At 67.8% G+C, this 12,456-nt stretch carries 13 protein-coding genes; 8 read left to right on the forward strand and 5 right to left on the reverse strand.

Going from position 1 to position 12,456, the window contains the following annotated elements:
• The first annotated feature begins 10 nt into the window (after positions 1 to 10).
• The 3 genes from MLGJGCBP_RS42275 to MLGJGCBP_RS42285 are packed head-to-tail and all read left to right on the forward strand — an operon-like array spanning position 11 to position 2,591.
• Entirely contained in the window at positions 11 to 1,006 is a 996-nt protein-coding gene (locus MLGJGCBP_RS42275; protein ID WP_160103569.1) for a bifunctional MaoC family dehydratase N-terminal/OB-fold nucleic acid binding domain-containing protein, read from the forward strand.
• Entirely contained in the window at positions 1,003 to 1,425 is a 423-nt protein-coding gene (locus MLGJGCBP_RS42280) for a MaoC family dehydratase (protein ID WP_160103571.1), read from the forward strand. Before MLGJGCBP_RS42275 ends, MLGJGCBP_RS42280 begins: the two co-directional genes overlap by 4 nt.
• Positions 1,422 to 2,591 (forward strand): lipid-transfer protein, encoded by a 1,170-nt coding sequence (locus MLGJGCBP_RS42285; RefSeq protein WP_160103573.1) that lies wholly within the window; start codon positions 1,422 to 1,424, stop codon positions 2,589 to 2,591. Before MLGJGCBP_RS42280 ends, MLGJGCBP_RS42285 begins: the two co-directional genes overlap by 4 nt.
• On the opposite strand, the gene MLGJGCBP_RS42290 is transcribed toward MLGJGCBP_RS42285, so the two are convergent.
• Both MLGJGCBP_RS42290 and MLGJGCBP_RS42295 read right to left on the reverse strand, forming a co-directional pair.
• A complete protein-coding gene (locus MLGJGCBP_RS42290; protein WP_160103575.1) occupies positions 2,563 to 3,672 on the reverse strand; it encodes a flavin-containing monooxygenase in 1,110 nt (369 codons plus the stop codon). The genes MLGJGCBP_RS42285 and MLGJGCBP_RS42290 overlap by 29 nt on opposite strands.
• A gap of 109 nt (positions 3,673 to 3,781) precedes the next feature.
• Positions 3,782 to 5,422, reverse strand: coding sequence for a helix-turn-helix transcriptional regulator (locus MLGJGCBP_RS42295; RefSeq protein ID WP_160103589.1), 1,641 nt, complete (start codon positions 5,420 to 5,422; stop codon positions 3,782 to 3,784).
• Positions 5,423 to 5,571: 149 nt separating this feature from the next.
• Between MLGJGCBP_RS42295 and MLGJGCBP_RS42300 the strand changes: the two genes are divergently transcribed.
• Both MLGJGCBP_RS42300 and MLGJGCBP_RS42305 read left to right on the forward strand, forming a co-directional pair.
• Entirely contained in the window at positions 5,572 to 6,528 is a 957-nt protein-coding gene (locus tag MLGJGCBP_RS42300; RefSeq protein ID WP_087559435.1) for an ATP-binding cassette domain-containing protein, read from the forward strand.
• A complete protein-coding gene (locus MLGJGCBP_RS42305; RefSeq protein WP_160103577.1) occupies positions 6,525 to 7,343 on the forward strand; it encodes an ABC transporter permease in 819 nt (272 codons plus the stop codon). The genes MLGJGCBP_RS42300 and MLGJGCBP_RS42305 overlap by 4 nt, the downstream gene beginning before the upstream one ends.
• A gap of 12 nt (positions 7,344 to 7,355) precedes the next feature.
• On the opposite strand, the gene MLGJGCBP_RS42310 is transcribed toward MLGJGCBP_RS42305, so the two are convergent.
• Complete coding sequence (locus MLGJGCBP_RS42310; RefSeq protein WP_160103579.1) at positions 7,356 to 7,784, reverse strand: ester cyclase; 429 nt, start codon at positions 7,782 to 7,784, stop codon at positions 7,356 to 7,358.
• 111 nt (positions 7,785 to 7,895) lie between these two features.
• Positions 7,896 to 8,489, reverse strand: coding sequence for a nucleotidyltransferase family protein (locus MLGJGCBP_RS42315; RefSeq protein ID WP_160103581.1), 594 nt, complete (start codon positions 8,487 to 8,489; stop codon positions 7,896 to 7,898).
• A gap of 131 nt (positions 8,490 to 8,620) precedes the next feature.
• Here MLGJGCBP_RS42315 and MLGJGCBP_RS42320 point away from each other — a divergent pair, with 131 nt between their 5' ends.
• A complete protein-coding gene (locus tag MLGJGCBP_RS42320; protein ID WP_160103583.1) occupies positions 8,621 to 9,565 on the forward strand; it encodes an alpha/beta fold hydrolase in 945 nt (314 codons plus the stop codon).
• Here the strand turns inward: MLGJGCBP_RS42320 and MLGJGCBP_RS42325 are convergent.
• Positions 9,562 to 10,461 carry a LysR family transcriptional regulator gene (locus MLGJGCBP_RS42325; protein ID WP_087559441.1) on the reverse strand — a complete coding sequence of 300 codons (900 nt, stop codon included), beginning with the start codon at positions 10,459 to 10,461 and terminating at the stop codon, positions 9,562 to 9,564. The genes MLGJGCBP_RS42320 and MLGJGCBP_RS42325 overlap by 4 nt on opposite strands.
• Positions 10,462 to 10,616: 155 nt before the next feature.
• Between MLGJGCBP_RS42325 and MLGJGCBP_RS42330 the strand changes: the two genes are divergently transcribed.
• Positions 10,617 to 11,921 carry an NAD(P)/FAD-dependent oxidoreductase gene (locus MLGJGCBP_RS42330; protein WP_087559442.1) on the forward strand — a complete coding sequence of 435 codons (1,305 nt, stop codon included), beginning with the start codon at positions 10,617 to 10,619 and terminating at the stop codon, positions 11,919 to 11,921.
• A gap of 9 nt (positions 11,922 to 11,930) precedes the next feature.
• Positions 11,931 to 12,410 (forward strand): NUDIX domain-containing protein, encoded by a 480-nt coding sequence (locus MLGJGCBP_RS42335; RefSeq protein WP_160103585.1) that lies wholly within the window; start codon positions 11,931 to 11,933, stop codon positions 12,408 to 12,410.
• Positions 12,411 to 12,456: the final 46 nt, after the last annotated feature.

Here is a 12,456-nt window from a genome sequence, read left to right on the forward strand (position 1 = left end):
GCCGCGCGAAATGAGTTCCGAACAGATTCTCGCTGCCGCAGAAGAGGTCCGGTCGGCGGGCCCGAGCGCTCCCCGGCCCGGACGGGACCCGATCAACCTGCCGATGATCCGCAACTGGGTGGAGGCGATCGGCGACAAGAACCCGATCTACGTCGACGAGACGGCCGCGCGGGCCGCGGGACACGACGGCATCGTCGCACCGCCCGCGATGGCACAGGTGTGGACGATGCAGGGCCTGAATGCCGTTCGGCAAACCGACGACCCGCTCGGGCGCATGACCACCATTCTCGACGAGGCCGGGTTCACGTCCGTCGTCGCCACCAACTGCGATCAGATCTACCACCGCTACCTGAACGTCGGCGAGGAGGTCACCATCACCACGACCCTCGAGGACGTGGTGGGCCCGAAGAAGACGGGCCTCGGCGAGGGATGGTTCTTCAACACCCGCAGTGTGTGGCGCGACGCCGCAGGTGAACCGGTGGCCGAGATGCTGTTCCGGATCCTGAAGTTCATGCCGAAGACGGATCGGCCGGGGCCGTCGGGGAACGGGCAGGGTGCGTCCTACGACGACCTGGACCCGTCGAGGATGATGCGGCCCAGCGCCTCTCAGGACACCCAGTTCTTCTGGGACGGCGTGGCCGCGCACGAACTGCGGATCCAGCAGCGTGAGGACGGGACGCTGCAGCACCCGCCGGTGCCCGCGCTGTGGAAGGACAAGGCGGAGACGACGGATTACGTCGTCGCGTCGGGCCGCGGCACGGTGTTCAGTTACGTGGTCCATCACGCGCCGAAGGTCCCGGGGCGCTCGCTGCCGTTCGTGGTGGCGCTGGTCGAACTGGAGGAGGGCGTCCGCATGCTCGGCGAACTGCGCGGGGTCGCGCCCGCCGACGTGGCGATCGGGATGCCGGTGGAGGCGATGTACCTCGACTTCCCGGGCGACGAAGAGACGGGCGGCGCGCCGTGGACCCTGTACGCGTGGCAGTGCGGAGCGAAGGAGCAGTCATGACGTCCACTCTCGATGTCGTAGTGGGAACGACGCTTCCGGAATTGTCCGTCACCGGTGACCCGACGTTCGTCGTCTCGGCCGCACTCGCGACGCGCGACTTCCAGGACGTCCACCACGACCGCGACCTGGCGCAGCAGCGCGGATCGAAGGACATCTTCGTCAACATCCTCACCGACACCGGTCTGGTGCAGCGGTTCGTCACCGACTGGGCCGGGCCGACCGCGGTGATCAAGTCGATCGCGCTGCGCCTCGGGGTTCCGTGGTACGCCTACGACACGCTCACGCTGAGCGGCACGGTGGCGTCGGTGGACGAGGGCGTCGTCACACTCGACGTCGTCGGGAAGAACGGTCTCGGCAACCACATCACGTCGAAGGTGACCCTCGTCCTGGACGGACGCACGAACGGAGCGGGTGCATGAGCGGGCTGTCGGGCAAGGCAGTCATTGCGGGGATCGGCGCCACCGATTTCTCGAAGGACTCCGGGCGCAGTGAATTACGGCTCGCGGCGGAGGCCGTCACGGCGGCACTCGAGGACGCCGGGCTGACACCCTCGGACGTCGACGGTCTGACGTCCTTCACGATGGACACCAACACCGAAGCGGCCGTGGCCCGTTCGGTCGGCATCCCGGACCTCAAGTTCTTCAGCCGCATCCACTACGGCGGCGGCGCGGCGTGCGCCACCGTGCAGCAGGCCGCGATGGCCGTGGCCACCGGCGTCGCCGACGTGGTGGTCGCGTACCGGGCGTTCAACGAGCGGTCGGGGATGCGGTTCGGGCAGGTGAACTCCGGTCTGGTGCAGCAGGTGAACTCGTCCGGCACCGACAACGCGTTCTCCTACCCGCACGGCCTGTCGACGCCCGCGGCGTTCGTCGCGATGGTCGCCCAGCGGTACATGCACGAATACGGCGCCACGAGTGAGGACTTCGGACGGGTCGCGGTCACCGACCGCAAGCACGCGGCCACCAACCCGAACGCCTTCTTCCACGGCAAGCCGATCACACTCCAGGACCACCAGAATTCCCGCTTCATCGCCGAACCGCTGCACCTGCTCGACTGCTGTCAGGAGTCCGACGGCGGCATCGCGATCGTCGTCACGTCGCCGGAGCGGGCAAGGGATCTGAAGCAGAAGCCGGCCGTGATCACGGCGGCGGCCCAGGGAAGCGGCAGCGACCAGTACATCATGACCAGCTACTACCGGCCCGAGCTCGCGGGACTGCCCGAGATGGAACTGGTCGGCAGGCAGCTGTGGGATCAGGCCGGACTCGGACCGCAGGACATGGATCTGGCAATCCTGTACGACCACTTCACACCATACGTATTGATGCAACTCGAAGAACTCGGCTTCTGCGGTCGCGGCGAGGCCAAGGACTTCATCGCCGACGGCACCATCGACCTCGACGGCAGTCTGCCGCTCAACACCCACGGAGGCCAGCTCGGGGAGGCCTACATCCACGGCATGAACGGCATCGCCGAGGGCGTGCGGCAGATCCGCGGCACGTCCGTCAACCAGGTCTCCGGTACGCAGAACGTCCTCGTCACCGCGGGCACCGGGGTGCCTACGTCGGGGTTGGTGCTGACGGCCTGACACCGGCCCGCAACTGTCTGCGCGCAATGTGTTTCGCGACGTACCCGGCGTCGCGACCCACCCCGCCGGTGAGCATCGACGCGAACGCCTGCAGGAACGGCAGTCCCACGAAATACAGCCCGGGATGGTCGGGTGAAACTCCACGGGACTGCTCCGGCCACCCGTCCGCACCGGTGACAGGGATCTGGATCCAGGTCGTGTCCTTGCGGAACCCGGTGCACCAGATCACGTTGCGGACGTCGAGTGCGGTGCCGTCGTCCAGTACCGGTCGGCCGTCGCGCACGTCGGTGACCTTCGCGGGGAAGTGGTCCACACCGGCCGCGGCCAGGTCGGCGCGCTTGACCCGCAGCAGTGGGCCGCCGCCCGAGCGGACGTGGGCGCGCATCTTCCGGCCGACGGGGGTGCGTTCCGTCAGAACGTGATTCGCCATGAACCACATGATCGGGATGGCGACGTGAGCGGCGCGTCCCTCGAGGTCGAACGGCACCTCACCGCGGACGGGACCGCAGATCGTGGTGCGATGTGAACGGGAGGCCTCCAGAGCGATGTCCGCGCCGGAGTGGCTGCACCCGACCACCAGCACCGGCCCGTCCTGCAGTTGGGAGGGATTGCGGTAGTCGCTGGAATGCAGTTGCCGGATCCGGGGGTCGAGGCGGTCGGCGAGGTCGGGGATGACCGGGGTCTGCCACGTGCCGGACGCGACGACCACGTTGCCGGCCTCGTATCGGTCCGTTCCGGCGGTGACGACGTAGCGGTCGCCGAGACGGGTCAGCCCGTCCACGGTGACGCCGGTCCGGACCGGCAGCGCGAACCGCTCGGCGTAGGCCTCGAAGTAGTCGGCGACCTCGTCCTTCCCCGGCCACGACCACGCGGGGGCGGGGATTCCCCAGCCGGGCAGCCCGTCATATTGTGCGGGACTATAGAGGCGGAGCGAGTCGAACCGCTCCCGCCACACGTCCCCGACGCGGTCGTGGGCGTCGAGGATCACGAAGTTCTGCCCGCGTTCGGCGAGGTGGTAGCCGGTGGCGAGGCCGGCCTGCCCGGCACCGATCACGATCGTGTCGAAACGTTCTGTGGACATCGGGTGCCTTCTTCCCTCGGCGTTCGGTGGTTGTGCTCAACGTTATTGAGCGGACCGATCCGGGCGCGTCGGGAGAAAGGCGCAGATACGTACGACCGTATGGGTACTTTCATGCAGACGGGCCGACGAGGTGATGCTCGTAGGCATAGGCGGTGGCCGCCGACCGCGACGAGATCCCCAGTTTGACGAAGATGTTGCTCAGGTGGCGCGCGACCGTCTTCTCGCTGAGGAACAGTTCCGTTGCCACCGCCCGGTTGCTCTTGCCCGCCGCGACGAGGCGCAGCACGCACACTTCACGCGGGGTCAGCGGAGTGGAGTCCGCGGAGCCGGGACTGAACTCCGCCCGCAGTCGCTCGAGGTCGGGGAGCGCGCCCAGTTGCCGGTACGCGGCGGACGCGAGGTCGTGCTCCATCTGCGCGGTGTCGTCGTCGCCGAGGTCGCGGCACACCAGCGCGACCGACTCCCGGACCCGCGCGCACTCGTAGGGCGCGCCGACCTCCTGCCAGCGCCGCCACGCGTCGCGCAGAACGGTCCGCGCGTCGCTGCACCGCCCCTCGGCGTGCAGCACCGATCCTGAAGCCTGCGCGGCCAGGGCGCACAGATAAGGAATCCCGAATCGGGTTGCCGTCGAGTCGAGTTCGTCCGCAGCGGATCTCGCCGCCGGAACGTCGCCCGCGGCGAGCAGGATCTCCACGCACGCAGGCAGCAGCCGGGCGCGTTCCACGGCGCCGGTGGCTTCGTCCACCGCACAGCGGATCGACGCGGCCGCGCTGCCGACCCGCCCCTGCGCCATCCGCAGCAGCGCGAGCCCGGGTTGCGGGCGCCTGCCCAAGCGGTTCGCCTCCAGGAACAACTTCTCGGCCTGCGCGACTTCGCCGCGCAGGCGGTGGAGGTCGGCCATCACGTAGGCGGCGGACCCGGCCGCGGGTTGCGCGCCGAGTCGTTCGTGCGCCCGCCGCGCCGAGTCCATCGCCATCGGCCAGTCGCCCTGCAGTTGCAGGATCTCGGCACGGTGGACGAGGCACTGACCGCGGTAGGGGACGAGACCGGGTTGCGAAGAACACCATTCCTCCAGCGCCACAGTCCATTCCCTCGACCGCCGGAGGTCGCAGATGTTCTGGCACTGCTCGATCACGGCGCAGTACACGATCCCCGCGACCACCGGGGACACGTTGTCGGACGTCACCCCGACCATCGCCTCGTCGAACGCGGAGACCGCCTCCTCGACGTTCCCCAGCAGGACGAGCGAATGGCCGGTGCCCAGCACCCCGAGCGTCGTCAGATCCGGGTCCGCGAACCGGATGCCCACGTCCGTGATCGCGCGGAAAATGTCGCGGGCCGCGGTGCCGTCGCCGTCGTCGATCCGGCGCAGCCCCTGCGGCACCAGCAGGTAGCCGCGTTCCGCGCAGTCCACCCCCGCGGTGTCGAGCAGTCGCTGGGCCTTGCCCAGCCAACCGCCGCCGCGGGCGTGTTCGCCCCGCATGAGCAGGCCGAACGAGAGCCAGAACGCGCACCGCGCCGAGCGCACCGGTCGACCCGTGCGGGTCCACTCGTGCACCGCCCGCTCCCACCATCCGGTGCTGGCGTCGTCCTCACCGAGCAGGTACGCGGCGGTGGCGAGCAGTTCGAGGTCGTCACCCGGCAGCGGGTCCTGCCGATCGGCGCTCGACAGGCGGACGTAGGTGTCGCGCCAGTCTCGCCGGTCGAAGGCCGCACGGCCCGTCCGGAGTTCCGACGCCGCATCCGACATCATGGTCTCCTGCCGAAGATCTGCGCGCTGACCTGCTCGAATTCCAGACTACCGCCGCACGGTGCCTGCCCGGAACGTCGAATATCCCCCTGCACCTGTCGGTACCTCGAGTCACACTGGGTCGACACGCCAACGGATGGGAACTTCTGATGGTCGATGCGATAACGGCAGAGGGTCTGGTCAAGAAGTACGGCAAGGTCACAGCGCTGGACGGGGTCGACCTCGCGGTCCCCTCGGGAACGGTCATGGCCCTGCTCGGCCCGAACGGCGCAGGCAAGACCACGGCGGTGCGGGTCTTCACCACCCTCCTCGTCCCGGACGCCGGCCGCGCGCAGGTCGCCGGTCTCGACGTCGTCCACGACGCGCGGGTGCTCCGGTCCCGGATCGGCGCGTCGGGGCAGTACGCGGCCGTCGACGAGTACCTCACCGGTTTCGAGAACCTCGACATGGTCGGGCGGCTCTACCACCTCGGGGCCAAACGCAGTAAGGCGCGAGCCCGCGAACTGCTCGAACAGTTCGACCTGGTCGAGGCGGGCGATCGCCCCGTCAAGGGCTACTCGGGCGGCATGCGCCGGCGTCTCGACCTCGCCGGAGCGCTGGTGGCCGAGCCCGAAGTGCTGTTCCTGGACGAACCGACCACCGGACTCGACCCCCGCGCACGGCTGGCACTCTGGGACGTCATCGACAACCTCGTCGCCAGGGGCACCACCCTGCTGCTGACGACGCAGTACATGGAGGAAGCCGAGCGCCTCGCCGACCAGATCGCGGTGATGGACCACGGCTCGGTCATCGCCCGCGGAACCGCCGACGAACTGAAGGACCGCGTCGGTGGTGAACGCATCGAGTTGAGCGTCCGCGAGGGCGTCGACCTCTCCGTCGTGCGCGACGAACTGGCCCCACTCGCCGCCGGCGACATCGTCGTCGAAGAGAACGTCCGCCGGGTGACGGTGCCGGTGTCCGGCGGCGCGGATGCGCTCGTCGAGGCGCTGGGCCGTCTCTCGAACAGAGGAGTGAAGGTGTTCGACGTCGGTCTGCGCAGACCCACCCTGGACGACGTCTTCCTCACCCTGACCGGACACGAAGCCGAAGAGGAGCAAGTCTCATGAGCGCCCCACAGACGGCGTCCGTGCACACCGCGCTCGCGGACGGGCTCACGATCGCCAAACGCAACATGATCAAGATCAAGCGCGTCCCCGACCTCATCGTGTTCACCACGTTGTCGCCGATCATGTTCGTGCTGCTGTTCGCGTACGTCTTCGGTAGCGCGATCCAGGTTCCCGGAATGTCCTACCGCGAATTCCTGATCGCCGGGATCTTCACGCAGACAGTCATCTTCGGAGCCACATGGACGGGCCTCGGGATGGTCGAGGACCTGCAGAAAGGGATCATCGACCGATTCCGGTCGCTGCCGATGGCCCCGTCCGCCGTCCTCCTCGGCCGCACGTCCACGGACGTCCTGATCAACATCGTCAGCCTCGTCGTGATGTCGCTGACCGGTCTGATCATCGGGTGGCGCATCCACTCGAGTCTCGGCGAAGCGCTCCTCGGCTACCTGCTCCTGCTGTTGTTCGCCTACGCACTGTCCTGGTTGATGGCGGTGGTCGGACTCTGGATCCGCACCCCGGAAGTGTTCAACAACGCCAGCTTCATCGTCATCTTCCCGCTCTCGTTCATCGCGAACACGTTTGTCGAGACCACCAACCTGCCGGGCCCGCTCAAGGTGATCGCCGAATGGAACCCGGTGTCCGCGGTGACCCAGGCCGTGCGGGAACTGTTCGGAAACACCAACCCGGCCATGACCGTTCCCGACGCCTGGCCGTTGCAGCACCCGGTCATCGCCTCACTTCTGTGGTCGGCGGTGCTGCTGGTGATCTTCGTTCCGTTCGCCATCCGGCGGTACAAGAAGGCCGTCAGCCGCTGACCGTGCGTCGGTCTAGCGCGTCGCGGCCGGGATCACCCCCAACTGCTGGAGCATGGCGAGGACGTCCTTGTCCGACCACTTCTCCGCGATCCGCCCGTTCTCGATGCGGTGGATGACAGTGGCGGTCATCTCCATGCGGTTCCCCGTCGCGGGAATTCCGGGAAGATCGCCCGTGTGCGTGCCGGAGCACAGCAACCGGGTGACGACTTTGTCGCCCTCGGCAACCTGATCTTCTATCCGGTGAGTGCCCGGTGTGGCCTCCCAGAACAGCCGGAACTCCTGTTTCAGTCCCTCGCGCCCCGATGCCTCGAGGCCGGGAAACGGCGCCGGTGAATGGTCGAGATAGTTCTCGTCGACGAGTTCGTCCAGCGCGTCGATATTGCCTGCGTCGATCTCGGTGTAGAAACGCCGGATCAATTCCTTGTTCGTTTCCAGTGACATGACTCCATTGTCTGCCCGTCACGTCGCGGCGTATACCCACCTTCACCGGACGAACGGGACGCCCGTTGCGTCAGATCGAACGAGCGTCCCGTTCGTCCGAGGGTGCTACAGCTAGTGGAGTTCGCGCGGCGAATCGACGTCGCGTCCCGATCCCAGATCGGAGCAGTCGACCGCCTCGGCGCCGTGGGCGTCGAGGTATTTCCGTGCGCCGGAGTCCCCGGTGAGGGTGCGCCGCAACGGGAGCCAGTGGTCCCGGCCGATCAGTACCGGGTGCCCGGGACGTCCGCCGTAGTGGGCCTGGCGGAGCGCTGACCGGGTGTCGCTGAGCAGGGCGTCGCCAGGCACGAATGCCACCCGCCGGACGGCGTCGGCGCCGAGGTCGGGGAGGTCTACCAGGGTGATGACGACGGCATCGACGTCGTCGAACGTCGCCGCGACCTCCAGGCCCCGACGCAGGGATGCGGACAGCCCCGACTGCCAGTCGTCCGCGATCCCGACGGTGACGGGCACACCGTCGGGCAGTAGGTCCTCGGCCTCGTCGGCGCGGGCACCGAGCACTACGACGGTGGGCTCGCATCCGGCCTCCGACAGCACCCGGACCGCACGCGCCAGCCATGGTTCCCCGTCCGCGCCGACAACGAGTGCCTTCGGCTTGCCCATGCGCGAACCGGCCCCGGCCGCGAGCAGCACGCCCCCGATCGTCATCGAACTCTCCCCGTCCCGCGCTGCATGCGTCCAAACATACGACGATACTTCCGTAGACTGGCCGGTGGCCTCGGCAGGCCCAACAGACGGCAGGCACACAGACGGCCCGCCCAATCGGAACGGACGGACGCATGGTGGATCCGAACAGAGTCGGCGAACCTGCCCAGCAGGAGTTCGCGCAGCGATGGGGTGGCGCGGGCAGCGTCGTCGATCTCGACGGTCCCGTGCACTGGGTCGAATACGGCGAGGACACCGAGTTCCCACCGGTGGTCATGGTCCACGGACTCGGCGGCTCGCACCTGAACTGGGTCCGGATCGCACCGGTGCTCGCCGAGCGTACCCGCGTGCTCACCGTCGATCTCCCCGGGTTCGGGCTCAGCCCGTCCGGGCGACGCCGGACGGGGGTCGGCGCCAACGCGAAGGTGCTGCACCGCTTCCTGCGCGAGGTCGTCGGTCGTCCCGTGATCCTGATGGGCAACTCGATGGGCGGCATGATCTCGCTGTTCGAGGCGGCGGCGCACCCGGAGACCGTCTCGGCCCTGATCCTGGTCGACCCCGCACTGCCTGTCGCGCAACGGATCCCGGACCCTCGGATCGCCGCGCAGTTCGCGATGTACTTCACCCCGTTCGTGGGGGAGCGGTTCCTGCAGTACTCGAGCCGGAAGTTGACGGACCGGCAGTTGGTCGAGCGCATGATCGACCTGTGCTTCGCCGATCCGAGCCGGGCGTCGGAGGATTCCCTCGACGCCGCAGCGGCGCTCGCGGGTTACCGCCGCGGGCTGCCGTCCGAGGACGCGGCGTTCCTTCAGGCCAGCCGCTCGCTGATGCGCGTGCTCGCGCGTCCGCGGCGGTATCTCGATGTCATGCAGTCGATCGCGCAGCCCGTTCTGCTGCTCCACGGCGACCGCGACCGACTGGTCCCGGTCGCGGCGGCCCGCAAGGTGGCGACGGCAAATCCGCGGTGGGACAGCGTGATTCTCGCGGACGTGGGGCACACTCCGCAGCTCGAGGTTCCCGGCACGATGCTCGACCGCGTGCTGGCGTGGGTCGACAGGCACGGTCTGATCGACGTCTAGGTTTCGGCAGTTCTGCCGGTCCCGGCGATCGACTGCGCGAGCGCGCGGAACAGATGCGTCAGTTCGGGCCGCGTCGCGGTTCCGCTGCGGACGACCCCGCACACCGGGATGCGCAGTCGATCGTGCGCCTCGCGCAGGAAGCTCAGTCCCCGCCTGGGTGTCGCGTCGGCGGTGTCGGCGTACAGCACCGTCCACGACCGCGGGGTGGTGAGGACGTCGAGGGTGGCCGTGTGGTCGCTCGGGATCGACGGTCCGAGCATGACCCGCTGCCCGACCTGCCGGAATGCGTCCTCGACCACGTTGTGGATCAGGATCTGACTGCTCCGCGGTGGCAGCAGGAGTGGGTAGGGTGCCAGTTCGCTGAGGTCGACGGTCGAGACCCCGGCGAGTGGGTGTTTGCTCGACGTCACGATCACCAGGTCTTCGAGCCCGAATTCGACGGTTTCGAGGCCCGGCCGGTCGACGCCGCCACGGATGAGTGCGAGGTCGGCGTCGCCCGATGCGACTGCGGTCATCCGGTCGGTGAAATCCTTGATGACGAATTCGATGTCGAGTTGCGGGAAGTCTTCGCGGACAAGCGATATCGCCTCCAGGCTCTGGGTCGCGAAGCTCATGCTCGCGCTGATCCGGAGACGGTTGCGCGGATCGAGTCCCACCGACAGCGCGCGCGCCTCGAGCCCCATCATCTCGGCGGCGATGGGCATCAGTCGTTCGCCCGCCGCGGTGAGCCGGGTGGCGCGCGTCGAGCGCTCCAGCAGGGTGGTGCCCAACTCGGTTTCGAGTTTGGCGATCTGATGACTGATCGCCGACTGGGAGATGAAGCAGCGTTGTGCGGCGCGCGAGAAGCTGCCCTCCTCGCCGACCGCGAGGAAGTAGCGAAGCTGTCGGAACTCCATGACCTGAGGTTACGTCCTTCGGGGATGACTTATGAGCGATCGAGATAACACTATTTCGATTTCCCCAGCTTATTAGCAATTGACACCGGTCGATCCCTAATGTGGAGCTCATACGCGGAGCTAAGTAGACGCATTGAAGCAGTAGGAGGTTTTCGGTGGATCGCACACAGGTCGTCATCGTGGGATCGGGATTCGGCGCACTCGCGGCGGCGAAGAAGCTCGGCAAGGCCGGCACGCCGTTCGTGCTGATTTCCGAGACCACCGAGCATCTGTTCCAACCCCTTCTGTACCAGGTAGCGACGGGTGTCATCTCGCCCGGCGAGATCGCCCCGTCCATCCGCGCGATCCTCGCCAAGTACCCCAGCGGCGACGTCCGCCTGGGCCGCGTCGTCGACGTCGACCCGGACAAGAAAGAGGTCGTCTACGAGGCCGGTGGCGTGAGCCACACGATCGGCTACGACAGCCTCATCGCCGCCACGGGCGCCCGGCAGGCCTACTTCGGCCATGACGAGTTCGCCGAGGTCACGTACGCGCTGAAGACCGTCGCCGACGCCGACCGGCTGCGCAGGCAGATCGTCCGCTGCTTCGAGGAGGCGCACACCACCTCCGACCCGGAGCGTCGCCGCGACCTGCTGCACTTCATCGTGATCGGTGCCGGCCCGACCGGCGTCGAACTGGCAGGTCAGATCAAGGAACTGGCGGGCCGCTACTTCGAGAAGTCGCTCCGCGACGTCACGTCCGAAGACGTCACCGTCACCCTCGTCGAAGGTGCGGGGGAGGCGCTGCCGGTGTTCGGCGGCAAGCTCAGCAAGTACACCCAGGATTCGCTCGAAAAGGCCGGTGTCGAGTTGGTGCTCGGCACGATGGTGACCGATATCGACGAACACGGCGCCACCCTGTCGTCGCCGAGCACCGGATTCGAGAAGCGTCTCACGGCGGACACGATCATCTGGTCGGCAGGCATCCAGGCCAACGACTTCGCGGCAGTGCTCGCCGACCGGACCGGCTGCGAGACCGGGCGCGGTGGCCGTCTGCTCGTCGACGAGGACCTCACGGTGGGTCGCTACGACGACGTCTACGCGATCGGCGACATGGCGTCGCTGAACAACCTGCCCGCCCAGTCGCCGTTCGCGATGCAGGGTGGACGCCACGTCGCGGCCATCATCACCGGGAAACGCGCCCTCGGCACGCCGTTCACGTACCGCGACAAGGGCAGCATGGCGATCATCAACCGGTTCCGCGCGATCACCCGCGTCGGCAAGATCGAGCTGACCGGTGTGCTCGCCTGGTTCCTGTGGCTCGCCGTGCACCTCGTCTACCTGGTCGGATTCCGCAACCGGTACGTCGCGGTGATGTCGTGGTGCGGTTCGTTCCTCGGACACCGCCGCCCGCACTTCCACTACGCCCAAGAGATCGAAACGATCGAGTTGAGCGACCAACGAGAGGACGCCGCGGCCTAACGTGGTCCCATGACCGTCACCAGCGCTGGAGTACTCCTGTATCGCACGGACGATGCGGGGGTGCTCCAGTTGTGGATCGTGCACATGGGTGGCCCGTTCTGGGCGCGCAAGGACGAGGCCGCGTGGTCGATCCCCAAGGGCGAATACGTCGACGGCGAGGATCCGTACGTGGCCGCGCTGCGCGAGTACGAGGAAGAGATCGGCGCACCGCCGCCCGCGGTCGAGTACGAGTTGCTCGGCGAATTCCGGCAGCCCTCCCGCAAGGTGATCACCGTCTACGCGGCAGAGGTGGCCGAAGAGGAGGTCGCCTTCGTCGAAAGCAACACGTTCGACCTGGAATGGCCGCCGCGGTCGGGGAAGATTCAGCAGTTCCCCGAGGTCGACGACGCCCGCTGGTTCCCAGCGGACGTCGCCGAGACCAAGCTGGTCAAGGGGCAGCGTCCCATTGCGCGTCGCGCCCGTGAGTACTTATTAACCGCCCGACGTTAATAAGTACTCACGGGCGCGTCAGCGCACGCCAGACGGCGGCGGGGGT

It is taken from the genome of Rhodococcus sp. T7 (assembly GCF_009872365.1).
Lineage (GTDB): Bacteria > Actinomycetota > Actinomycetes > Mycobacteriales > Mycobacteriaceae > Rhodococcus_F.

Excerpts from the sequence above, each read along its gene's own strand:
- MLGJGCBP_RS42275 (WP_160103569.1), top strand. The coding sequence starts at position 11 with ATGAGTTCCGAACAGATTCTCGCTGCCGCAGAAGAGGTCCGGTCGGCG.
- MLGJGCBP_RS42285 (WP_160103573.1), top strand. The coding sequence starts at position 1,422 with ATGAGCGGGCTGTCGGGCAAGGCAGTCATTGCGGGGATCGGCGCCACC.
- MLGJGCBP_RS42280 (WP_160103571.1), top strand. The coding sequence starts at position 1,003 with ATGACGTCCACTCTCGATGTCGTAGTGGGAACGACGCTTCCGGAATTG.
- MLGJGCBP_RS42290 (WP_160103575.1), bottom strand. The coding sequence starts at position 3,672 with ATGTCCACAGAACGTTTCGACACGATCGTGATCGGTGCCGGGCAGGCC.
- MLGJGCBP_RS42320 (WP_160103583.1), top strand. The coding sequence starts at position 8,621 with ATGGTGGATCCGAACAGAGTCGGCGAACCTGCCCAGCAGGAGTTCGCG.
- MLGJGCBP_RS42325 (WP_087559441.1), bottom strand. The coding sequence starts at position 10,461 with ATGGAGTTCCGACAGCTTCGCTACTTCCTCGCGGTCGGCGAGGAGGGC.
- MLGJGCBP_RS42300 (WP_087559435.1), top strand. The coding sequence starts at position 5,572 with ATGGTCGATGCGATAACGGCAGAGGGTCTGGTCAAGAAGTACGGCAAG.
- MLGJGCBP_RS42295 (WP_160103589.1), bottom strand. The coding sequence starts at position 5,422 with ATGTCGGATGCGGCGTCGGAACTCCGGACGGGCCGTGCGGCCTTCGAC.
- MLGJGCBP_RS42315 (WP_160103581.1), bottom strand. The coding sequence starts at position 8,489 with ATGACGATCGGGGGCGTGCTGCTCGCGGCCGGGGCCGGTTCGCGCATG.
- MLGJGCBP_RS42335 (WP_160103585.1), top strand. The coding sequence starts at position 11,931 with ATGACCGTCACCAGCGCTGGAGTACTCCTGTATCGCACGGACGATGCG.
- MLGJGCBP_RS42305 (WP_160103577.1), top strand. The coding sequence starts at position 6,525 with ATGAGCGCCCCACAGACGGCGTCCGTGCACACCGCGCTCGCGGACGGG.
- MLGJGCBP_RS42310 (WP_160103579.1), bottom strand. The coding sequence starts at position 7,784 with ATGTCACTGGAAACGAACAAGGAATTGATCCGGCGTTTCTACACCGAG.